Below are 20,640 nucleotides of genomic sequence, written 5' to 3' on the forward strand. Positions count from 1 at the left end.
CGTTGCGGAAGTGTTCCGGGCCGAGCACGGCCGCGCGGTGGCCGTGCTCACCCGGATCTTCGGCGATCTCGAGATCGCGGAGGACGCCGTCCAGGATGCGTTCGCCGCGGCGGTCGAGAAGTGGCCGGAGACCGGCGTACCGCCGAGCCCGGCCGGCTGGATCATCACGACCGCGAAGAACCGGGCGATCGACCGGTTGCGGCGTGAGGACAAGCGCGAGGACAGGCAGGCGCAGGCGGCGTTGCTGCATGCGCAAGGCGAGCCGGAGGAGGTGGGAGCCGTGTACGACGAACAGTTGCGGCTGCTGTTCACCTGCTGCCATCCCGCCCTCGCGCTGAACGTCCGGGTCGCGCTCACGCTGCGGATGCTCGGTGGGCTGACCACGACCGAAATCGCCCGCGCGTTCCTCGTGCCGGAGCCGACCATGGCGCAACGGCTGGTCCGGGCGAAGACGAAGATCCGCGCGGCCGGCATCCCGTACCGCGTCCCGTACGAGGCCGACCTGCCCGAACGCGTCCGCGGCGTGCTCGCCGTCGTCTACCTGATCTTCAACGAGGGGTACGCCGCTTCGTCCGGCGACACCCTCGTGCGCGACGACCTCGCGCTGGAGGCGATCCGGCTCGGCCGGGTCCTGGTCGACCTGATGCCGGATGAACCCGAGGCGGTCGGCCTGCTCGCGCTGATGCTCCTCCAGCACTCCCGCCGCGAGGCTCGAGTCGACGCCGACGGCTCGCTCATCCGCCTCAAAGACCAGGACCGCGCCCGCTGGGACAGCGACCTGATCACCGAAGGCCAAGACCTGGTACGTCGTTGCCTCCGCCGCAACCGCCCTGGTCCCTACCAACTGCAGGCCGCGATCAACGCCGTCCACAGCGATCCGCCACCCACCGACTGGACCCAGATCCTCCAGCTCTACAACCACCTACTGACCCTCGACCCCACCCCGGTAGTAGCCCTCCATCGAGCCGTAGCCCTCGCCGAAGTAGAAGGCCCAGCCGCAGCCCTCACCGTGGTCGACGCCCTCAACCTCGACACCTACTACCTCTTCCACGCCATCCGCGCCGACCTCCTCACCCGCCTCAACCGCCGCACCGAAGCCCGAGCCGCCTACCAAACCGCGCGGCACTTGACGGACAACGCCGCCGAGCAACGCTTCCTCGAGGCTCGCGCAGCCGCCACCTGATGTGCCCGCTCCTTGAAACCCCACCTGACGCCCCGCCCGCATCAGTAGGGTCTTGGCATGCCGGGATTCGAACTGATCTGTGAGGTGGAGCCGCCGACGCGGCCTGACCTGAAGAAGGTGCGGCACCAGATCGGGGTGATGAGCCCGATCGCGGACGCGTTCCTGATTCCCGACAACCACATCGGCCGGGCGACTGTCTCGAGTGTCGCCGTCGCCAATGAGGTGCAGGCGATGGGTTCCCGCGGGATCGCCTGCCTGAACTCGCGCGACCGCAACCTGCTCGGCTTCCGCCGCGACCTGCTCACGGCAGCCGCGTACGGCGTGGAGCAGTTCCTGTTCGTCCATGGTGACGATCCGGCCGAAGGTGCTCGCACCAGCCAGCTCACGGTTCGCGCGATGATCGAGCAGACCCGGGCGACGACGTACCCGAACTTGAAGCCCTTCCAGGTCGGCGCCACCACCCGCCTCCGCCCGGTCCCGCGCTGGAAGGCCGAGGCCGACTTCTTGTTCGTCCAGATCAGCTACGACGTCGACGAACTCCTTCGCTGGCGCGATTCCGTCGACCTGACCATCCCTGTGTACGCCGGTGTCATGGTCCTCGCCAGCCCCGCCATGGCCCGCAATCTCGCCGCCCTGCCCCAGCTCACCATCCCCGACAGCCTGATCAAAGCCGTCGACCAGGACCGCGACGCCGGCGTCGACCACGCCTGCGAACAGATCGTCCGCATCCGCGACTCCGGCGCCTTCGACGGCGTCCACTTGATCCCGGTGAGCCGCTACCGCCAGGTCGCCGCCCGCCTGGAAAGGGAGTTGCACAGAGGGTGAGGTGTGTATAGTTAGGCGCATGCCTCGGATTCAGATCTACCTTCCGGACGACCTCTATGCGGAGGTCAAGACTCGCAAGCTGCGTGCGTCGGAGCTGGCGCAGCATGCGCTGCGAGCGGAGATTCGCCGTCAAGAGCTGATTGAGGCTGCCCGGGCGTGGCTCGCCGAGCAGAACGCGGAGCACGGTGAGCCGTCGGAGGAAGATCTCATCTGGGCAGCGGAGGTCGTTGCACGTATGAAGGCGAAGCTTCGTCCGGACGTGGAGCACGAGACGTCTGCCGACGGCACTCGGAAGGCGAGCTGAATCGTGCCGGAAGCCGTTCTGGACAGTGGGGCAGTCAGTTTCTTCGCGCAGGGCTCGAGTCGTGCCCGAGCTCTCACCGCGTTGCTCATCGCCGCGGAGATGTGGCCGCCGGTGGTTCCTTCTGCAGTGCTGGTCGAGTGCCTGATAGGTCATCCTGGCAAGGATGTGCAGACCAACAGGTTTCTCAAGATCTGTGACATCCGGGCGAGCCTGCCCGAGCTGGAAGCCCGTCGAGCTGCCAAGTTGCGCACCGATGCGGGCCGCGGATCCGCTGTCGATGCCATCGTGGTTGCCGTCGCGGAGCCGGACGGAGTGGTGGTTACCGGCGACACCGTCGACATTACGGCGCTCGCGGCAAATGCCGTCGGTGTGACAGTCGAGGCTGTGTGACCCGTCGAGTGTTGGCGCGGGATCGGGGTGGAACCGACTAGTGTCCTGGTAGTACAGGACTTCGACGGGGAGGTGGAGCGTGGGTGTACCGGGTAAGGGTCTGATCGATGGGCTGAAGGTCACCGCGAAGACCTTGGGCCGCCGGTCCGTCACCGAGCAGTATCCGGATGTGCAGCCGGAGCTGCCGCCGCGGTCGCGCGGGGTGATCGCGCTGATGGAGGAGAACTGCACGTCGTGCATGTTGTGTGCGCGTGAGTGCCCGAGCTGGTGCATCTACATCGACTCGCACGCCGAGACCGCGCCGTCGGTCGGTGAGCAGGCCCGCGAGCGCAGCCGGAACGTGCTGGACCGCTTCGCGATCGACTTCAGCCTGTGCATGTACTGCGGGATCTGTATCGAGGCCTGCCCGTTCGACGCGTTGTTCTGGTCACCCGAGTTCGAGTACGCCGAGACCGAGCTCCGCAATCTCACGCACGAGAAGGACCGCCTACGGGACTGGATGTGGACCGTCCCGGCGCCGCAACCGATTGATCCGGGGGCAACCGTCACCGCGGTGGAGGGCGAGGCGTGACCACTGCGCTCTTCGCTGTCGCCGGTGCGGTGGCAGTGGCCGCCGCCGTGATGGTCGTGACGTCGCGCCGGATCGTGCACGCAGCCTTGTGGCTTGTGGTCACGCTCGGCGCGGTCGCCGGCTGCTTCGGCGCCCTGCATGCCGAGTTCGTCGCCCTCGTCCAGATTCTTGTGTACGTCGGCGCCATCGTCGTGCTCGTCCTGTTCGCGCTGATGCTCACCAAGGCCCCGACGAATCCGCTGCCCAATCTGACCACCGCGCGCAGCCCGTTCGCGGCCGCCGTCGCGGTCGTTCTCGCACTGCTGCTGGGTTCCGGCGTGGTGTTTGCCTTCGGCAATCAAAAGATCCAGCCCGTCCCGGCAGGTTCTGCCGAAACGATCGGGACCTCGATCTTCAAGACCTGGGTGCTGCCGTTCGAGATCCTGTCGGTGCTGCTGCTGGCCGCGCTGATCGGAGCGATCGCGTTGTCCCAGCGGAAGAAGGAGGACTGAGATGCCGCTGGTCCTTCCGCTGCTGCTCGCGGTCGTCCTGTTCTGCCTCGGGGTGTACGGCGTCCTCGCCCGCCGCAACGCGGTCACCATCCTGATGTCGCTCGAGCTGATGCTGAACGCGGTCAACCTCAACCTGGTCGCGTTCGACGCCTGGCACCTCGATGGCCTGGCCACCGGTCAGACCCTCGCAGTCTTCGTGATCACGCTGGCCGCCGCCGAGATCGGGCTGGGGCTGGCGATCGTGCTGCTGCTGTTCCGCGGCCACGGTCACGTCGACGCGGACGCGGCCCGCGACTTGGTCGAGCACGAGGAGTCGCCGACGTGATCGCGACCGTCTGGCGGGTGGCCGGCGTCGGCTTCTCGCTGCTCCTGATTCTGATCGCCGGTCTCCTGTACGGCGTCGCTCCGGAGCAAACCTCGTTCTTGAACTCGTCTGTCGGCGACCTGACCATCGGGTTCGCGGTCCGCACCGACGATCTGACCGTGCTGCTGCTCGCGGTGGTCGGGGTCGTCGCGACCTGCGTGCAGGTCTACTCGCTCAGCTACCTGCACGAGCGCGCGGCGTCGTACCACGCGCTTGTCACGCTCTTCACCGCCGCGATGGCGACGGTGGTCGTCGCGGACAGCCTGTTCCTGCTGCTGATCGGGTGGGAGGTGATGGGCGCCTGCTCGTACCTGCTGATCAGTCACTACTGGGAGCGGCGCGACGCCCGCTCCGGCGCGGTCAAGGCGTTCCTGATGACCCGGCTCGGCGATGTCGGCTTCCTGTTCGGCATCTTCGTGCTCGGCGTCGGCGCGGGGACCTTCCGGATCTCCGAGCTCGACCCGGCCCAGATCTCGCCCGGCGTCCTGACCGCAGGCACGCTGCTGCTCCTGGTCGGTGTGGTCGGCAAGTCGGCCCAGGTGCCCTTGCAGACCTGGCTTCCGGACGCGATGCCCGGCCCGAGCCCGGTCAGCGCGCTGATCCACGCGGCAACGATGGTGGCCGCCGGTGTCTTCCTGATCGCCCGCCTGTACGACGTTTTCTCCGCCTCCGCGACCACGATGACCGTGCTCGCGGTGATCGCCTGCGTGACCATGCTGTTCGCCGCGCTCTGCGCGATGGCCGCGGTCGAGGTGAAGCGGGTGCTGGCCTGGTCGACGGTCAGCCAACTCGCGATCATGTTCTCCGCGTTGTCGCTGGGCACGCAGGAAGGGCGGCACGCCGCGCTCTTCCACCTGGTCACGCATGCGGCCTTCAAGGGTCTGCTGTTCCTCTGTGCAGGTGTGCTGCTGCATCAGGTCGGCAGCGCCGCCTTCGTGGTGCTCCGCCGGTACACGCGCCGCGGGAAGCTGCGGAAGACGTTGCGGGTGACCTTCGTGACGATGACGATCGGCCTCGCGGCGCTGGCCGGCGTACCGGGGTTTGCTGGGTTCTTCTCCAAGGACACCGTGCTGGAAGCGGCCTGGGAGCACGCGCACAAGGACGGTTCGGCGATCGGCTGGGTCGTGCTGGCGTCGGTCGGGCTCACCGCTGCGTTCACCGCGTTCTACTGCGCTCGGCTCTGGCTGTGGGTGTTCTTCCGGACACCGGCGCTGGCCGGGGCGATGGGTGCGTTCGAACAGGACGATCCGATGGCGGACCTCGAAGATCCGGACACCTCGAAACTCAAGGAAGCGCCCTGGCTGATGCTCGGCCCGCTCGTCCTGCTGGCGGTGGCCGCGATCGGGCTCGGGTACGTCGACGGTCTGCATCTGAACTGGGTGATCGCGCTCGGTTCCACGGTGCTCGTGTTGTTCGGCGTGCTCCCGGCGTACTCGCTGTGGTCGCGTGGCGCGGACCCGCGGCCGGTCGTGCTGGAGCGTGAGTTCGGGATGGATCGGGCGTACCACGGGCTGTTCGTCGTACCGGTGCGTTGGCTGTCCAAGCTGAGTGTGCTGGGGGATCGCGACGTGATCGGTGCCTACGTGCGCGCGGTGGGCCGGAGCGGGACGCTGGCGTCCCAAGGGTTCCGCCTGCTGCAGACCGGCAACGTCCAGACTTACCTGACCGGCGCCGTGGTCGGCGTCGTAGCGCTGGCGATCCTGGCTGGAGTGATCGCCCGATGAACGCAATCCTGCTGGGCATCCTTGCCCTCCCTCTCCTTGCTGCACTCGCGTTATGGGCCCTGCCGATCGCCCTCGGCGACCGCTTGGCTGCCCTGTACGGCGCTGTGGTCTCGGGGCTCGTCCTCGTCGGATCCGTCTTGTTGTGGCAGCGAACCGAAGGCTGGTTCGCGTACTCCGGTGTCCAGCAGCGACTAGGTGACTCGATGAGGCCGCTGGCTGCGGTCACCGACGGCCCGTGGATTCCGCCGCTCGGCGTCCGCTTCCACATCGGCGTGGACTCGATCTCGGTCCCGCTGATCGTGCTCACCGCGCTGCTGACGTTCCTGTGCTGCATCTACTCGCTGAAGATCACCCCGCGGATCGGCCGGATGCGCTCGCTGATCGCGCTGCTGCTGGTGATCGAGGCCGGGGTGATCGGTGCGTTCAGCGCGATGGACCTGGTGCTGTTCTTCGTCTGCTTCGAGATCGTGCTGATCCCGATGTGGCTGATCATCGACATCTGGGGTGACGACCACGACCGGGCCGGGCGGAAGCGGGCCGCGACCACGTTCGTGCTGATGACGGTGTTCGGGTCCGCGCTGATGCTGCTCGGGTTCCTGCTCGTCTACCGGCAGGCCGGGACGTTCGACCTCGTGCAGCTGACGAACTCCCCGGTGCTCGGCGGGCACGGCGTACCGCTCGCTGCCGCGCTGCTGATCGCGGTCGGCCTCGCGGTGAAGGTGCCGTTGTGGCCGCTGCACATCTGGCTGCCGGACGCGCATGCGAAGGCCCCGACGGTCGGGTCGGTGATCCTGGCCGGAGTCCTGCTGAAGCTCGGAACGTACGGGCTGATCCGGATCCTGGTCCCGGTCCTGCCCGACGCGACCGTGACCATCGCGCCGTACCTGGCCGGTTTCTCGACCGTCGCGATCATCGCCGGATCGCTGGCCTGCCTCGGCCAGACCGATGTGAAGCGCCTGATCGCGTACTCGAGTGTCGGCCACATGGGTTTCATCGGGCTCGGGATCGCCTCGCTCTCGGAGGCCGGGATGCAGGGCGCCCTGTTCGCGAACATCGCCCACGGCATCATCACCGGCCTGCTGTTCTTCCTGGCCGGCGCGATCAAGGACCGCCACGACACCAGCGACCTGCGCACGATCGGCCGAGCCCTGTACGCACGGCTGCCGCGGATCGGGGCGTTGCTCACGTTCGCCTGCCTGGCCTCACTCGGGCTGCCGGGGCTGGCCGGGTTCTGGGGCGAGATGCTGATCCTGCTCGGTGCCTACAACCCGGCGGACTCGTTGCCGCGGGCAACCTATCTCGTCTTCATGGTGATCGCCGGCCTCGGCACCGTGCTGACCGCGGCCTACTTCTTGCGACTGATCCGCAACCTCTGCCAGGGCGATCCGGCTGACAACCCGGCCAGTGCTTTTGCGGTCGACCTGAGTCGGATCGAACTGATCACCTGGTCGCCGCTGGTCGTGCTGACCGTGCTGCTGGGCGTCTGGCCCGGTCTCCTTCTGGCCCAGTGGGGGAACCTGTGACGCTCACCTGGACCGACTGGCAGGCGATCGCCGTACCGCTGGTGCTGGCGATCGGCGCAGTCGCCGTACTCCTCATCGACGCGTTCTGGCGGAGTTCGACCGCGCAGCTTCGGCACACCGTCGTCACCTTGCTGACCGGTGCGGTGATCCTGTTCGGCATCGTCTTCGTCTGGGCACAGCGTGACGACTTCAAACCCGCCTTCTGCCGCCCGGTGACCGAGGGACCGGCCGAGTGCAGTCTGGTGTTCGAGCCGCTGACCGCTGGGCTGTGGGGCGTGCTGCTGATCGGCGGGCTCGGGGTCGTCGGACTATCGGCGTACCGGCTGTTGTCGGCTGACATCCCCGTTGGCGAGTACCACTTCCTGCTGCTCAGCGCGCTGGTCGGCGCGACCACGCTGGCCGGGGCACGCGATCTGGCGACGGTGGTGATCGGGCTCGAGGTGGTGTCGCTGCCGAGCTTCGCGCTGGTCGCGCTGCGCCGGGACCGCCGCGGTTCCGAAGCCGCGATGAAGGCGTTCCTGGTGTCGGTGCTGTCGACCGCGGTGATGCTGTTCGGCATTTCCTACCTGTACGGCGTGACTGGCTCCCTGCACCTGACCACGATCGCAAACCGGCTCAACGGCCTCGACGCGAATCTGGAGCGGGTCGCGTTCGCGGCAGGGCTGTTCGTGATTGTCGGGTTCGGGTTCAAGATCGCCGCCGTACCGTTCCACGCTTGGCTTCCGGACACGTACGTCGGTGCGCCGGTCGAGGTGACCGCGTTCCTGGCCGTGGTGTCGAAGTCGGCGGGTGTCGCCGGACTGCTCGTCCTGGTGGTGACCGGGCTCGCGCCGGACGGTTCCGACCTGCGGCTGGTGATCGCGATCCTGGCCGCCGTCACGATGACCGTCGGCAACCTGGCCGCGTTGCGGCAACGGGAGGCCGTGCGACTGCTCGCGTGGTCCTCGATCGGCCAGGTCGGCTTCCTGCTGGCGCCTTTGGCGGTTGGTGATGCACAAGCGGTGGTCGGGTATCTCGCGGCGTACGTGATCGTCACGCTCGGGGCCTTCGGCGCGGTGGCCGTCGTGCAGCGGCATCGGCCGAGCGGGCTACTGTCGGACTACCGCGGCATGGTTCGCTCCGAGCCGGGTCTCGCGGTGGCACTGATCTTCTTCCTGGTCGTGCTGGCCGGCTTGCCACCGGGGCTGGCCGGGTTGTTCACCAAGTTCGCCGCCTTCCAGTCAGTCATCGACGCACACCTCGGCTGGCTCGCGATCGTGATGGCGATCAACGTGATGATCGGCCTCGCCGTCTACCTGCGCTGGGTCGCCGAACTGTTCCTGCTCCCCGCCGACGACCCGTTCTCGGTCGACATCGAAACCCCAGCTGTCGTGATGGTCTCGCTGTTCACCGCGGCCGCGGTGGTCGTCTCGGTGCTGCCCAGCACACTGTTCGCCTTAGCCACCTGACCCACCGCTAGGCTGAACCGGTGAGCCTTTCACCGGATGACTCGTCGCGACGGATCGGCGACGAGGACCGCAACACCGCCGTACAGCGCCTGCAGAGTGCCTACACCGGCGGGTTCATCACGCATGAGGAGCTGGACGAACGGCTGCAGCAGGTGCTGACCGCCAAGCAGCAGAACGAGCTCGAGGTGGCGTTGTCCGCACTCCCGGCGGAGCGCCCGGCCACCACGGCGACCATCGGTGCCGCGGGTGGGCGGATCCGCCGTCGCGGCGTGTGGAAGGTGCCGCGGAACCTCAAGGTCGAGTCCGCGTACGGGCAGGTGTACCTCGATCTGTCCCAGGCGATCATCGAGGACCCGGTCGTCGACCTCGAACTGCAGCTCGGGACCGGCCAGGCCCGGATCAGGGTTCCGCGGAACGCGATCGTCGAGATCGTGGGATTCCAGACCGGGTGGAAGGACGTGAGCTACAAGCCGCGGCAGCCGAACGGGCCCACTGGGCCGACGATCCGGATCACCGGCGCGATGGGATTCGGGCGGTTGAAGGTCCGGCACGCCCGGAGCTAAGTCGTCTGCGCGACGAACTCCTCGTACTGCTGCCAGACCCGGCGCCACAGTTGGTCGCGCTGCGCGCCGCCGTACTGGGGGAGGGGCAGGAAGAACTCGTCGGCCAGGATCGCGAAGTAGTCGGCCTGGTTCTCGATGATGCTGTTGTCGACGCGGTCGCCGAAGGTCTCCGTGCGGCCGACCGAGCGCAGTACGACGATCGAGTCGCGCTTGCGGCGGAAGACAGACGCCGTCCGAACGAACGGGGACTGCGGGTCTCCGGAGAGCTCGGCGTGCCGGCCGGCGAAGTCGCCGAGGGTCGCCGGCGCGTCCTCGAAGTCCATGCCGAACAGGCCGAAGCGGGGATCGTGGTCCATCCGCCAGCCGGTGGTCTTCTCCGAACGGCGCAGTACGAGGTCGAACGGGTCTTGGTGGAAGGCGCCTGCCTCGAGCGGCGTCGGATGGATCAGGCCGTTGCCGAGCCCGGCGTCGACCAGCCACACCCGGTCCGGATCCTCGACCAGTCCGCGCACGGTCAGAACGAGATGGCCGCCGTCCACGTCGCCCGGCAGGTTAGGGGTCTGGACACCACCCCGGTGCATGGTCACGTCGTAGCCGAGGTCGGTGAGGAGCAGCGCCAGGACGCCGTTCAGCTGGAAGCAGTAGCCGCCGGTCTCACGGGCGATGATCCGGCGGGCGGTCTCCTCGAGATCGAGCGGCGTACCGGGGGCGAGCTGGTACTGGACCGACTCGTACGGAACCTGGTCGACGTACGCCTCGTGCAAGCGCGTCAGCCCGTCCAGGCCGGGCTTCTCGTCATGCTCGACGCCGATCCGGCGGAGAAGGGCTTCGGTATCCACGAAGTGGATGTTATGTCAGGATTCTTGAGGTGATTGCCGTCCTGGACCGAACTGCATCTTTAGGCATCGCCACGGAGCTGGGCGAAGTGTTCGCCGCCGCCTTCGCCGGAGAGGAGCACTCCGACGCCACCCACTTCGCGACCGATCAGCTGCCCACTCACGCAGGACGTGACGACTTCAGACTGGTCGCGGCCCGAGATGAATCAGTTCTCGGTTTTGCCTATGGGGTCACCGGGTGGCCGGGGCAGTGGTGGTCGGACCGGATTGCCGCCGCGATTCCGGCTGAGCTGGCGGCTGAGTGGATCGGTGGACACTTCGAGGTGGTCGAGTTGGCGGTGATCCCCGAAGCGCAAGGGCGCGGGCTGGGAGCTGCCTTGATGACTGCACTGATGGACGGCCTACCGCATCGCAAGGCCTTGCTGACGACGTACGTCGATGATCGGGCCGCGCCGCGGTTGTACCGGCGGCTGGGGTGGCAGGTGCTGGTGCCGGACCTCGGCTGGGGGTCGGCGCTCTACGGGTTGGACACCGGCGTGCTCCACGGTGAGTGACCTGGCAGGGTAGGCGGTATGACCTCTGAGCAGATCTATGTCGGGAGCTACACCAGTCAGGACGGGGGCGGCGAGGGCATCGGCTTCGGGTCGCTGGACGGCCTTGCGCTGGCGGCGACGACCGCCGACCCGTCGTTCCTGGTGCGGTCCGCCGATGGGCGGTTCCTCTATGCGACTAACGAGGAGGAGACCGGCCGGGTCAGCGCCTTCGCGATCCAGGCCGACGGCGGGCTCGAGTTCCTGAACGACCAGCCGACCGAGGGCATGCACCCGTGCCACCTCGGCATCGACCCGTCCGGCCGGTACCTGCTGTCGGCCAACTACAGCTCCGGCTCGATCGCGATCCACCCGATCGGTGCCGACGGCTCACTCGGTACGGCGACCCAGATCCTGCAGCGCCAGGGCACCGGCCCGAACGTCGAGCGGCAGGAGGGTCCGCACGCCCACCAGGTCGTCTTCTTCGGTGAATTCGTCTTCGATGTCGACCTCGGCTCGGACACCGTCTACACGTCGACGCTGACCTCGGCCGGCCGCCTCGAAGAGGTTGACCTGCTGCAGGTCCACCCCGGTGCCGGTCCGCGGCACCTGGTGTTCCATCCGGGCGGCGGCGCGGCGTACGTGATCAATGAGCTCGACTCCACGCTGAGCGTCTGCAGCTACGCCGCCGGCAAGCTGGCGGTTGTTCAGACGCTCTCCACCCGCCCGGCCGACTCACCCGGTGAGAGCTACCCAGCCGAGCTGCTCATCTCCGCCGACGGCCGCTTCCTCTACGGCTCGAACCGCGGCGACGACACCATCGCCGTCTTCGCGGTCGCTGCGGATGCCCTCTCGGCCGAGCTCGTCCAGACCATCGACTCCGGTGGCAACTGGCCGCGCCACCTGGCCTTCAGCACGGATGGCACCCGTCTCTACGCAGCCAACGAGCGCTCCGACACCATCGCGACGTACGGGATCTCCGACGGCCTGCTGACACCTGCTGGTGATCCGACAAGCTGGCCGAAGCCGGTCTGCGTCCTGCCGGTCTAACCCGTGATGTCGGAGGCCAGCTTCTTGGCCTCCTTGCTGGTGAAGTTGCCGGCGATCTGGACCTGACCGGCGGTGATCGCGCCGCTGACGGTCGGGGCCGAGACGACCTTGTCCTTGACCACGATCGCCAGCTGGTTCCTGGGCGGCTGCTTCGTGACCAGGTCGGTGGTCAGGGCCGCGAACACCTTGGTGCCCTGGGTATCGAGGGTGAGCGTGATCAGCCAGCCAGTGCCCTGGGTGTTCGGCGCCGCCTCCACCTTGGTGACGTGACTGCCGTCCAGCTCGACCTGGCCGAGCGTGTACCGCGTTCCGTCGTCGCTGCACCGGACATTCGCGGCGAGCGGGCCCTTCGCGCACGCGTTCGGCTCCAGCTTCACCACCCGCCGGAACTGCAGCGTGTCCGCCGCGGCCGGCTTCGGCGGTGCGGGCTCCTGCTCCTCGTTCACCCGCTTGAGCACGATCACGACGATCCCCGCGAGCGTCGCGATCAGCACCACCACGAGCAGCAGAACCAACACCACCGGCCCCCGGCTGCGCTTGACCGGGGCGCCGGGCTGCGGAGGCGGATACGACTGAGCCATGGCACCGGATGCTACCGATGCCATGGCTCCGCGTTCAGACCGTGACGAGCTTTTCGAAGAAGAATTCGTGCTTCAGGAACGAGACGTCGTACTCATGTCCCGGCTGCGGCGGCAGCAACTGCGCGGCCTGGAACAACCGCCAGCCGTCCTTCAACGCATCCAGCCCACTCGCGTACGGCGGTACGTCGCTGTCCCCGGTCGTCGGCGACGTCGCCCCCGTCCCGTCGTAGGTCGACCAGCCGACGACGCGTGCGTCCAGTGCGGACGAGGCCAGGTACAGCACCAGCACCTGCTGGCGGACCGTCTGCTGGGTGGCTTCAGTGCTGACAGCGGTCATGCGATCACCTTCTTGGCGTGGGGGTTGACGCTGCGCTGGGAGACCACGCGCTGCGGGCGGTTCGACACCCGGGTCACCCAGTAGTCCGGGTCGAACGTGTCGTCACCGGTGATCGCCTGCCACAGCTTCACCCGGTTGTAGATCTCCAGCCGGCCGGTCGCGTTCTCGTACCACGGGAAGGACTGGCTCAGCTCGCGCGCCACGTCCTCGTCGTACAGGTCCTCGAGGTTCCACAGCCGGACCTGACGGACGGTCGGGTTGAAGCGGATCTTGAACATGTACCGGTCGATCGCACTGTCGTTCTTGCGGCCGCCGTGCCAGATGCCGTGGTGCAGGAACTGGACGGTGCCGGCCGGGCAGACCAGGCGGGTCTGGCCGAGCAGGTTCTGGTAGCGGCCGGTGTCGGACTCGTTGGTACGGCGCAGGTGACTGCCGGGGACACTGAGCGTGCCGCCCATCTCCAGCGTGACGTCCTGCGGGTAGTACATGAGCTGGACGTCGAACGCGTCCGGCCGTACGTCGATGATCGCGTCACCGTGCAGGTTCTGCGCCTCGCCCTCGTGCGCCTTGCGGATGTGCACGGCGTGATGGTCGACCGTCGGCTCCGGGCCGACCAGGCTGTGGATCGCGCCGGCCACCTCGGGCAGCTGCACCAGCCGCTGGACGAATTCGCTGTCCACGAATGCCTCCGACAGCGGGGTGCCGTAGGGGACGCCGGGGATGCCGTTGTCGAGGACCTCGATCGCCTGCCGGTTCATCTCGTCCGGTACGACGGCGTCCATCCGGAGCGACCCCGTCGCCACGAAATGCGCCATCTGAACCGAGCTGAGCAGGTTCTTCTGATGCGGATGAGGCATGGTTCTCCCTCTCGGGGGTGGTGGTTACTACTCCACAACGCTAGGTCGAGTCCTCGTTGGATCGCGTGGGTTGTGATCACCACTGGTGGTAATTTTTCACCATGATTGCGTTGCGACTGGCTGCGCCGCCCGAGGTTGTCAACGTCGGCTCCGGGATCCACGGCACCCGCTCGCTGCGCGATACCTTCCAGCTCCCCGACCTCTGGCAGTTGCACCTCTACACGTACTCCGCCGACCTGACCGTCGCCGGTACGACGTACGCCGTGGAGCCGGGGTATGTGTCGCTCACTCCGGCCGGCTCTTTGGTTCAGTTCGACTACCGCGGGCGCTCCGAGCACCTCTATGCCCACTTCCGCCCGTCTGCTCTGGGCGAGCCGTCGTACCTGCCCGTCGTACAGGACGCTGGGACCACCGCGCCGCTGCTGACGGGCCTGATGCGTTCGGCTCTGGAAGCGTCTCCGTCCGGATCGGCCCGGGTGGCCGCTGAGGTCTGGACGGTCCTCTGGCACCTGACCGATCTGGCCACCGCTCCGCTGGGCGACTCGCGTCACCCCGCGCTGGCCACCGCCACCGCGCACATCGAAGCCAACCTCGGCCGCCCGCTCACCGTCGCCATGGTCGCGCGCGTGGCCGGCGTCTCCCACAACCACCTGACGCGGCTCTTCCAAGCCGAAACTGGCACGACCGTCATCGCCTACATCCGCCACCGCCGGATGACCAGAGCCCGGCACCTCCTGGCGGCCTCCACCCTCTCCATCCCAGCGATCGCCGCGACCGTAGGCATCCCCGACCTGCAAGCCTTCAACAAGGCCTGCCACCGAGAACTGGGCGCCTCCCCACGCGCGATCCGCACCGCCTAGCTTCTACGCGCGGAGCAGGACGCGAACCTGACTTCTGATTTCCTCGACGACCTCGTCGACCGGCTTGGCCCGGTTGATGGTTGCGGCCATGCTGATGAACATGATCGCGGACACGATGTGCGCGAGCGTCGCGGCCTCGTCGACGTCCTCTCGCTGCAGGACTTCCGCGATCGCCTCTTCGGTCTGCAGGGTCAGCACGAGCGCGTCCCGGTGGTGCGGTTCCTCCGGATCACCGAACACGATCTCGCGCAGGTAGGTCCGCCCGTTGTCGACCTGCTTGCGGTTGCACTCCACGACCGGGCGGACGATCGCCATCACCGCATCCAGTACGTCGGTGCAGCGCTCGGCCGCGGATCGACCTTCCGCGAGCGCATCGGCGTACCCGGAGTTCTGCACGAGTAGCAGGAGTTCGCCCTTGGACTTGGCATAGAGGAACAGCGTGCCCGCGCCGATGTCGGCCTTGTCTGCGATCTCCTGGGTGGTGACCTCGTCGACGCCGCGCTCGGCGAAGAGCTCTCCGGCGGCGGCGGTGATGCGGTCGAGCTTCTCCTGCTTGTTCCGCTCGCGCCGTCCGGCGGGTGGCATGGCTAGCGTCCTTCCGTACTCACAGTTTGAGGAATTCCAGAGCGACCGGCGCGAACTTGTCGTGGAACTGGAAGATGCCGCCGTGCCCGGAATCAGGGTAGATGACCAGCTCCGAGCCCTTGATCCGGCGGTGCAGGTCCTCGGACAGCACCGAGGGCACCATCCGGTCGTTGTCGCCGTTGGCGATCAGGGTCGGCTGCGTGACCTTCGACAGATCGGCCGGCGCTGAGCGCCCCCACTTCTTGATCGCCTTCAGCTGGGTCTGGAACGCCCGGGTGGAGATCTTCGCGTCGCGGTCGGCAGTGCGCTCCTCGAGCCGCTGCACGAACGCCCGCCCCGCCGCTTTTCCGGTGGGATTGCGGTTGAAGAACAGGAACTCCTTGGGATCCGAGCGGGTCAACGTCGCGCGCAGGATGTCGTAGTACGTCACACCGGCGACCTTGTCCATGTCCTTCCCGCCTGCCGGTCCGGTGCCGGTGAGGACGAGCTTGCGGACCAGGTCGGGGTGCTTCTCCACGAGAGCCTGGGCGACCATGCCGCCGAGCGAGAACGAGAACACGTCGATCGTGTCGAAGCCGAGCGCAGTGACGAAGTCGTAGGCGTCGTCGGCCATCGCCTCCACACTGTCCGGCACCTTCCCGGTCGACGCCCCGACGCCGCGCTGGTCGAAGGCGATCACGTGCCTGGTTTGTGCGATGGGGTCGACTATGCGCGGGTCCCAGTTGTCCAGGGTCGCGGCGAGATGGACGAAGAAGACGACGGGGATGCCGCCCTTCGGCCCGAGTTCGCGGTAGGCGTAGGTGACGCCGTTGGCGTCGACTGTCCGGGTGGGCGCGTCCTTGTACGCCGTGATGACGTTCATGCTGTTTCTCCTGTTTCGGTTGTTCTGCTGATGACGGTCTTGCCGCCCTTGCCCAGTGACTGCATCGCCTCGACGGTCTGGTCGAAGCCGAAGACCCGTCGGACCACCGGGCGCACGGCACCCTTGTCGACGAGCTTGGTGATTTCGCGCAGCTGATCACCGCTGGCGCGCATGAAGAGGAACTCGTACGTCACTTTCCGGCGCCGCGCTTGGCGGCGGATGCTGCTGCTGAGGACGGTCATCGCGAGCCGGAGCAGCGGATTCGCGCCGATTTCACGACCGAACGCCGGGTCCGGTGGGCCTGCAATCCCGATCGCCTTCCCGCCAGGACGCAGTACCCGCAGGCTTTTCTCGAGGTTCTCGCCACCGAGGCTGTCCAGTACGACGTCGTACCCGTCGAGGAGCTGTTCGAAGTCCTCACTGCGGTAGTCGATGACGTGATCCGCCCCGAGCTCCTTTGCAAAGTCGGCGTCATCCGCCCCGACCGTCGTAGCCACCGTCGCGCCGAGGTGCTTGGCGAGCTGGATCGCGATCGTCCCGACACTGCCGGCCCCGGCATGGATGAGCACCCGTTGCCCCGGCTGCAGATTGGCCCGCTCAACGAGCGCCTGCCACGCGGTCAACGCCACCAACGGCAACGAAGCCGCTTCCTCAAAACTGAGGTCAGCCGGCTTGAGCGCAACGTCCTCCTCAGCAATCGCGATCCGCTCCGCAAACGTCCCGATCCTGCTGGGCCGCGCGTAAACCTCGTCGCCTGGTGCGAATGCGCGAACCTTCGAACCGGTCGCGATCACCGTCCCAGCCACATCGTGGCCAAGGGTCAACGGCAGCTCGTACCTCAGGATCTGCCGGAACTCACCTTTGCGGATCTTCTCGTCCAGCACATTGAGCCCAGCCGCTCGAACCTCAACCAGCACGTCACCGTCCCCAACCACAGGCTCAGCAACCTCCGCGCCCACCACCGGCCCCTTGTACTGCCTGACCACGAACGCTCGCATGACATCACCCTTATCTGAGTTGACTCAATAATGAGTCGACTCATAATTAAAGTCAAGCCACAAGGCCCCGCCGCCGCGCCCGGCCCTGTCGCCAACGACACGTAGTAGTCCCCGATTCGCGGCCGCCGGGCCCCTCCCCGAGCGCAACCGCATGCCCACCAGCCGACCAGTACGTGTCCTTACCGACGGCTCGCCCCCCGCCTACCGGTCATCCTGGGCCTTCGGATGGGCGAGACCTTGGAGCAGGCGATGAAATTAGGTGAAGTTGCCGACCGCATCGAGCAGTTCGACGAAGACCTGACGATCTACGCCGCGAGGCCGTGGACGATCGACTCGGAGGCATCGCTCGAGGTGAACGAAGACAGCACCACCCGGCCGCTGAACGGCCTGGACTATTTCCTCGAGGTGGACATTGCGGTGGAGGTGATCGAGGCCTGGAGCATTCATCGCCCCGGCCAGGTCCCGACCACCGCCGAGCGCTGTGAGGCGATCGTGTTCTACGCGGACAACGACTGCTACCTGATCCCGGGCGGCTACGACCCCATCAGCTGACCGCAAGAGCGGCGAGGCCCTCGGTGAGGATGCCTCGGGTGACGGTCAGGCAGTCTTCGCGGTCGGTGCCGGTGAGGGCCTGGTGGGACCACAGGACGACGTCCTCGCGGGCGCGGATGTGGCGGTAGTAGCGAACGGCGTCCATGTCGATGGAGTGTTGGCCGTAGCCGCTCAGGAATGCCTCGACCTGATCCGGCGACGCAGGCCCGACCTCACCCATCCCACCGAGCATGAACATCAGGTCCTGCTCGCGTGGCGCCAGGATCACGTCGTCCCAGTCGATCAGGTGCAGCCCGTCCTTCGCGACGAGCACGTTGCCGAGGTGTGGATCACCGTGGCACACGACCCGCGGCCCTTCAGGTGTCGGCGGATCGCCAGCCAGCAGTACGTCGATCGTCTCCGCGTGCTCCTCCCACAGAGCGGCCAGCTCGGGCAGCTCCCCAAGCCGCTCCCACACCTCCTCGGCCACCGCCGGCACCCGCACATCGATATGACTGCGCTTCGGCAACGCCTCCCGCAATCGCTCCGGCGGCTCCGCATCATGCACCCGCCGCAGCAGAGCGCCGTACTCGGCCCACTCCGCCCCCGACAGCCCAACCTCAGCCGCCCGCGCCCCCTCGATCCACGGCGTCACCGTCAGCCGCTTCTTCTTCCCATGGAAGGTCCACAACCCACCCTCCACCGTCCGCACGACCTCCGGTACGCCGGGCAGTCCGCAATCACCCAGGTACGCCGCCACCTGGTGCCCGGTGTTCGTCCCGGCCCCACTCCACTTCACGGCGTACCGATTGGTCGCCGTACTGGCCTTCCAGACCTGAGCGGCCAGGTCCGCCCCGTGGCCGACGGGTGAGAGTTCCACCACATCCAGCCCGAAGTCGTCGTACAACCACCGCCGCAGCAACGTGTCACCCACGCCGCCCAGCATGCCCGCCCCACCGGCCCGCGGCGACCCGTTAACCGGGCCGCCGTCCGGCCTGTGTCAGCGGTAGTTCACGAACTGCACCGCGAAGTCCAGGTCCTGCCCCTTGATCAGCGCCTGCACGGCCTGCAGGTCGTCCCGGCTCTTGCTGGAGACCCGCAACTCCTCGCCCTGGATCTGCGCCTTCACGCCCTTGGGACCTTCGTCCCGAATCAGCTTCGACAGCTTCTTCGCGTTCTCCTGCGTGATTCCCGCGCTGATCGTGGCGTTGATCTTGTAGATCTTGCCGGACAGCTTGGGCTCGTCGGCCTCCAGCCCCTTCAGCGAGATCTGCCGCTTGACCAGCTTGTCCTTGAGGACGTCGAGTACCGCGTTGCAGCGCTCCTCGGTGTTCGCCTGCATGTCGATCGCCTCGCCGGACAGCTTGATGCCCGCCTCCACGTTCTTGAAGTCGAACCGCTGGCTGATCTCCTTCGCCGCCTGGTTCACGGCGTTGTCCACCTCCTGCTGATCGACCTTGTTCACGATGTCGAAGGAGGACTCCGAAGCCATGGGCACTTCCTTTCCGATTTGCCGTCAGGGGCACCTACTGTTGTATCGTCTCCCACGCCGGTTCACGAACCGGCAGCACCCTGGCGGGTTGCCCGAGTGGCCAAAGGGAGCAGACTGTAAATCTGTCGGCTTATGCCTACGCAGGTTCGAACCCTGCACCCGCCACAGGCGCTAAAACGGCCCCTGATCTGCGATCTAGCAGGTCAGGGGCTGTCTTCGTCTGTCCGGCCAGAACCGGCGACCTGCGGCCGTCTGGGTCATATGCGGGTCATGGACTCCCGGCGGACAGTCCAGGCGGCCTGCTCGCCGCAACCGGGCACAAGGGGACTCGGCGGCACGACACCCTCACGGCTCGCCTACCCTGAGGTCGTGCGCCCGGGCGGCGAGCTTCCTGGCGATCGGCTCGTCGAATCGATCTGTCCCAACCCAGCCCGCGAACTTACCGCCACCTCGTCCTCAGTGCCGGCCACAGGAGTACGGGTGCGGTACGGGCAGCGCGGCGGCGGCGTTGACTTCTAGCCTCGCGTCTTTCGAGACCCAGCAAGGGAGCGTTTGTGATGCTGTCCGTACGAAGAGTGTCGATGTCGAGCCGCGCGCGCGTAGCGGCGTCGGCGGTCTTGCTGCTCGCTGCGGTGACCACGACGTTGACGGTGGTGTCCGCCGCGCCGGCAGACGCACGTGAGCCATCGCCACCGACCAATTGCCGTGTCAGTAGCGACCGTGGGGCCGTGGCGCGGGCAAGGTGCGAATCCGGATACGGGACCTTCCGCGCCTGGGCCCTTTGCAGCCACAAAGCTGGGAAGGTGTACGGCTCATGGATGCATCCGAGCAAGTTCAACAGCTCGAACGCATGGTGCGCGCCTGCCGGGGCCGTGATGGCCTACGGCATCGAGAAGCGCGAAGGCTGACAACCAGAGGCCGTTGGGGGCTGCTACCTGGGTGGGCTGTCCCAACCTGGCGGTAGCTCCGGTGGGGACCAGGTGGGGTCGGGGGCGAAGTCGCAGTGGGTTCCGTCGAAGGGAAACCCACCTTTCTCTGCCAGTGCGATGACACGACGTCCCTCGGCGCGGGCGGCAACCGCGTCTGCGGTGGTCCAGTAGCCGGGGGCATCGGTGAAAGCGGCGAAGTCGTCTTCGTCCTTCCAGTGCCAGGTCCGGTCGGGGGCGACGACGACGTCGAGGCCCAGGTCGGCGACGTCTATGCCGCGGCGCTGGCCGTCGGTCCAGCGCGGTCCGCGGATTTCCAGGTTGATGTACCAGCCTGTGAAGCCGTTCGCATCGAAGAACCACCACAACGAGTGCTCGGCACCGGTCGGATTCCAGATCAGCACGCTGTTGTTCTTCCACTGGCCTGCTAGCAGTGGTCGCGTCGCGACGACGTCGATCGGCTCCTCACGGGTCGCCCGTCCCTGATGATCGGCGCGGTGGCCGAATCCTGCGCCCACTGGTAGCCACAACAGCAGGCCGTCCACGTCATCGTGTACGACGCGGGTGGCCTGCACCCACGTCACGACGAGGCCTCGGCGCGACCGCCGTAGTACGACGTCGCCGCGGTTGTAGAAACGGTCCCTCGCGTCAGTCATCAAGCGATCTTGCCATTTAGGGTTGGGGGATGGTTTCGTCGACGGTTCGGTGGGCGGGGATGCGGTCGGAGTATGCGGCGTTGGCGCCGCATGCGGGGGTTTCGACGACGAAGGCCGGTCAGGTGGGGGTGTCGTTCTCGGGGCATCGTGGTC

General features: G+C 67.2%; 24 protein-coding genes, 1 tRNA gene and 1 pseudogene. 16 read left to right on the plus strand and 10 right to left on the minus strand.

From position 1 onward, the window contains the following. Positions 1 to 10 precede the first annotated feature (10 nt). The 11 genes and pseudogenes from E1261_RS17315 (at position 11) to E1261_RS17365 (ending at position 9,386) form a co-directional block, all read left to right on the plus strand. On the plus strand, positions 11 to 1,183 hold the full coding sequence (locus E1261_RS17315) for an RNA polymerase sigma factor (RefSeq protein ID WP_238176272.1): 1,173 nt from the start codon (positions 11 to 13) through the stop codon (positions 1,181 to 1,183). A gap of 57 nt (positions 1,184 to 1,240) precedes the next feature. Further along, the gene (locus E1261_RS17320; protein ID WP_132407893.1) at positions 1,241 to 2,008 is read left to right on the plus strand and encodes a methylenetetrahydrofolate reductase; all 768 of its coding nucleotides are present in this window, start codon (positions 1,241 to 1,243) and stop codon (positions 2,006 to 2,008) included. Between the two features lie 19 nt (positions 2,009 to 2,027). Next, positions 2,028 to 2,312 carry a hypothetical protein gene (locus tag E1261_RS17325; RefSeq protein ID WP_132407895.1) on the plus strand — a complete coding sequence of 95 codons (285 nt, stop codon included), beginning with the start codon at positions 2,028 to 2,030 and terminating at the stop codon, positions 2,310 to 2,312. Positions 2,313 to 2,315: 3 nt separating this feature from the next. Further along, a complete protein-coding gene (locus E1261_RS17330; RefSeq protein ID WP_238176273.1) occupies positions 2,316 to 2,702 on the plus strand; it encodes a hypothetical protein in 387 nt (128 codons plus the stop codon). A 214-nt stretch (positions 2,703 to 2,916) separates the two neighbouring features. Next, positions 2,917 to 3,132, plus strand: a pseudogene (locus E1261_RS46420) (4Fe-4S binding protein); the annotation flags it as partial. Positions 3,133 to 3,269: 137 nt separating this feature from the next. Further along, positions 3,270 to 3,764: an NADH-quinone oxidoreductase subunit J family protein gene (locus E1261_RS17340; RefSeq protein WP_132407901.1), complete on the plus strand. Its 495-nt coding sequence runs from the start codon at positions 3,270 to 3,272 to the stop codon at positions 3,762 to 3,764. A gap of 1 nt (position 3,765) precedes the next feature. Then, positions 3,766 to 4,089 (plus strand): NADH-quinone oxidoreductase subunit NuoK, encoded by a 324-nt coding sequence (gene nuoK, locus E1261_RS17345; RefSeq protein ID WP_132407902.1) that lies wholly within the window; start codon positions 3,766 to 3,768, stop codon positions 4,087 to 4,089. Beyond that, entirely contained in the window at positions 4,086 to 5,852 is a 1,767-nt protein-coding gene (locus E1261_RS17350) for an NADH-quinone oxidoreductase subunit 5 family protein (protein WP_132407903.1), read from the plus strand. The genes nuoK and E1261_RS17350 overlap by 4 nt, the downstream gene beginning before the upstream one ends. Beyond that, the gene (locus E1261_RS17355) at positions 5,849 to 7,375 is read left to right on the plus strand and encodes a complex I subunit 4 family protein (protein WP_132407904.1); all 1,527 of its coding nucleotides are present in this window, start codon (positions 5,849 to 5,851) and stop codon (positions 7,373 to 7,375) included. Before E1261_RS17350 ends, E1261_RS17355 begins: the two co-directional genes overlap by 4 nt. Then, positions 7,372 to 8,823, plus strand: a complete 1,452-nt coding sequence (locus tag E1261_RS17360) for an NADH-quinone oxidoreductase subunit N (protein ID WP_132407905.1) — start codon at positions 7,372 to 7,374, stop codon at positions 8,821 to 8,823. The genes E1261_RS17355 and E1261_RS17360 overlap by 4 nt, the downstream gene beginning before the upstream one ends. A 20-nt stretch (positions 8,824 to 8,843) precedes the next feature. Further along, a complete protein-coding gene (locus E1261_RS17365) occupies positions 8,844 to 9,386 on the plus strand; it encodes a DUF1707 SHOCT-like domain-containing protein (protein WP_202874779.1) in 543 nt (180 codons plus the stop codon). On the opposite strand, the gene E1261_RS17370 is transcribed toward E1261_RS17365, so the two are convergent. Continuing rightward, on the minus strand, positions 9,383 to 10,225 hold the full coding sequence (locus E1261_RS17370; protein ID WP_165952538.1) for an arylamine N-acetyltransferase family protein: 843 nt from the start codon (positions 10,223 to 10,225) through the stop codon (positions 9,383 to 9,385). The genes E1261_RS17365 and E1261_RS17370 overlap by 4 nt on opposite strands. A 29-nt stretch (positions 10,226 to 10,254) precedes the next feature. Here E1261_RS17370 and E1261_RS17375 point away from each other — a divergent pair, with 29 nt between their 5' ends. Then, a complete protein-coding gene (locus E1261_RS17375; RefSeq protein ID WP_165952539.1) occupies positions 10,255 to 10,776 on the plus strand; it encodes a GNAT family N-acetyltransferase in 522 nt (173 codons plus the stop codon). 18 nt (positions 10,777 to 10,794) lie between these two features. Next, positions 10,795 to 11,802, plus strand: coding sequence for a lactonase family protein (locus E1261_RS17380; protein ID WP_132407908.1), 1,008 nt, complete (start codon positions 10,795 to 10,797; stop codon positions 11,800 to 11,802). On the opposite strand, the gene E1261_RS17385 is transcribed toward E1261_RS17380, so the two are convergent. Genes E1261_RS17385 through E1261_RS17395 form a run of 3 tightly spaced genes read right to left on the minus strand, consistent with a single transcriptional unit; the run spans position 11,799 to position 13,577 of the window. Beyond that, positions 11,799 to 12,383 (minus strand): SecDF P1 head subdomain-containing protein, encoded by a 585-nt coding sequence (locus E1261_RS17385; protein WP_132407909.1) that lies wholly within the window; start codon positions 12,381 to 12,383, stop codon positions 11,799 to 11,801. The two genes, E1261_RS17380 and E1261_RS17385, sit on opposite strands and share 4 nt — an antisense overlap. Before the next feature lie 34 nt (positions 12,384 to 12,417). Continuing rightward, the gene (locus E1261_RS17390; RefSeq protein WP_132407910.1) at positions 12,418 to 12,720 is read right to left on the minus strand and encodes a hypothetical protein; all 303 of its coding nucleotides are present in this window, start codon (positions 12,718 to 12,720) and stop codon (positions 12,418 to 12,420) included. After that, a complete protein-coding gene (locus E1261_RS17395; protein ID WP_202874785.1) occupies positions 12,717 to 13,577 on the minus strand; it encodes a phytanoyl-CoA dioxygenase family protein in 861 nt (286 codons plus the stop codon). The genes E1261_RS17390 and E1261_RS17395 overlap by 4 nt, the downstream gene beginning before the upstream one ends. Before the next feature lie 101 nt (positions 13,578 to 13,678). Here E1261_RS17395 and E1261_RS17400 point away from each other — a divergent pair, with 101 nt between their 5' ends. Continuing rightward, positions 13,679 to 14,437 carry an AraC family transcriptional regulator gene (locus E1261_RS17400; protein ID WP_132407911.1) on the plus strand — a complete coding sequence of 253 codons (759 nt, stop codon included), beginning with the start codon at positions 13,679 to 13,681 and terminating at the stop codon, positions 14,435 to 14,437. 3 nt (positions 14,438 to 14,440) lie between these two features. On the opposite strand, the gene E1261_RS17405 is transcribed toward E1261_RS17400, so the two are convergent. From E1261_RS17405 to E1261_RS17415, 3 genes are read right to left on the minus strand one after another with little or no spacing between them, the layout of a single operon-like run. Next, complete coding sequence (locus tag E1261_RS17405) at positions 14,441 to 15,022, minus strand: TetR/AcrR family transcriptional regulator (protein ID WP_132407912.1); 582 nt, start codon at positions 15,020 to 15,022, stop codon at positions 14,441 to 14,443. 19 nt (positions 15,023 to 15,041) lie between these two features. Continuing rightward, positions 15,042 to 15,884 carry an alpha/beta fold hydrolase gene (locus E1261_RS17410; protein WP_132407913.1) on the minus strand — a complete coding sequence of 281 codons (843 nt, stop codon included), beginning with the start codon at positions 15,882 to 15,884 and terminating at the stop codon, positions 15,042 to 15,044. Next, positions 15,881 to 16,882 (minus strand): NADP-dependent oxidoreductase, encoded by a 1,002-nt coding sequence (locus E1261_RS17415; RefSeq protein ID WP_132407914.1) that lies wholly within the window; start codon positions 16,880 to 16,882, stop codon positions 15,881 to 15,883. Before E1261_RS17415 ends, E1261_RS17410 begins: the two co-directional genes overlap by 4 nt. Positions 16,883 to 17,131: 249 nt before the next feature. Between E1261_RS17415 and E1261_RS17420 the strand changes: the two genes are divergently transcribed. Further along, a complete protein-coding gene (locus tag E1261_RS17420) occupies positions 17,132 to 17,434 on the plus strand; it encodes a hypothetical protein (RefSeq protein ID WP_132407915.1) in 303 nt (100 codons plus the stop codon). Here the strand turns inward: E1261_RS17420 and E1261_RS17425 are convergent. Together E1261_RS17425 and E1261_RS17430 are read right to left on the minus strand one after the other, a co-directional pair. After that, positions 17,427 to 18,347, minus strand: coding sequence for a phosphotransferase enzyme family protein (locus tag E1261_RS17425; protein WP_165952540.1), 921 nt, complete (start codon positions 18,345 to 18,347; stop codon positions 17,427 to 17,429). The two genes, E1261_RS17420 and E1261_RS17425, sit on opposite strands and share 8 nt — an antisense overlap. Before the next feature lie 66 nt (positions 18,348 to 18,413). Next, a complete protein-coding gene (locus tag E1261_RS17430) occupies positions 18,414 to 18,905 on the minus strand; it encodes a YajQ family cyclic di-GMP-binding protein (RefSeq protein WP_132407917.1) in 492 nt (163 codons plus the stop codon). Between the two features lie 82 nt (positions 18,906 to 18,987). Here E1261_RS17430 and E1261_RS17435 point away from each other — a divergent pair. Next, a tRNA-Tyr gene (locus E1261_RS17435) sits at positions 18,988 to 19,070 on the plus strand. 766 nt (positions 19,071 to 19,836) lie between these two features. On the opposite strand, the gene E1261_RS17440 is transcribed toward E1261_RS17435, so the two are convergent. Continuing rightward, positions 19,837 to 20,487: a ribonuclease FAU-1 family protein gene (locus E1261_RS17440; protein WP_132407918.1), complete on the minus strand. Its 651-nt coding sequence runs from the start codon at positions 20,485 to 20,487 to the stop codon at positions 19,837 to 19,839. Between the last annotated feature and the right edge of the window lie 153 nt (positions 20,488 to 20,640).

This window comes from Kribbella albertanoniae, from assembly GCF_004348455.1.
Taxonomy (GTDB): Bacteria; Actinomycetota; Actinomycetes; order Propionibacteriales; family Kribbellaceae; genus Kribbella; species Kribbella albertanoniae.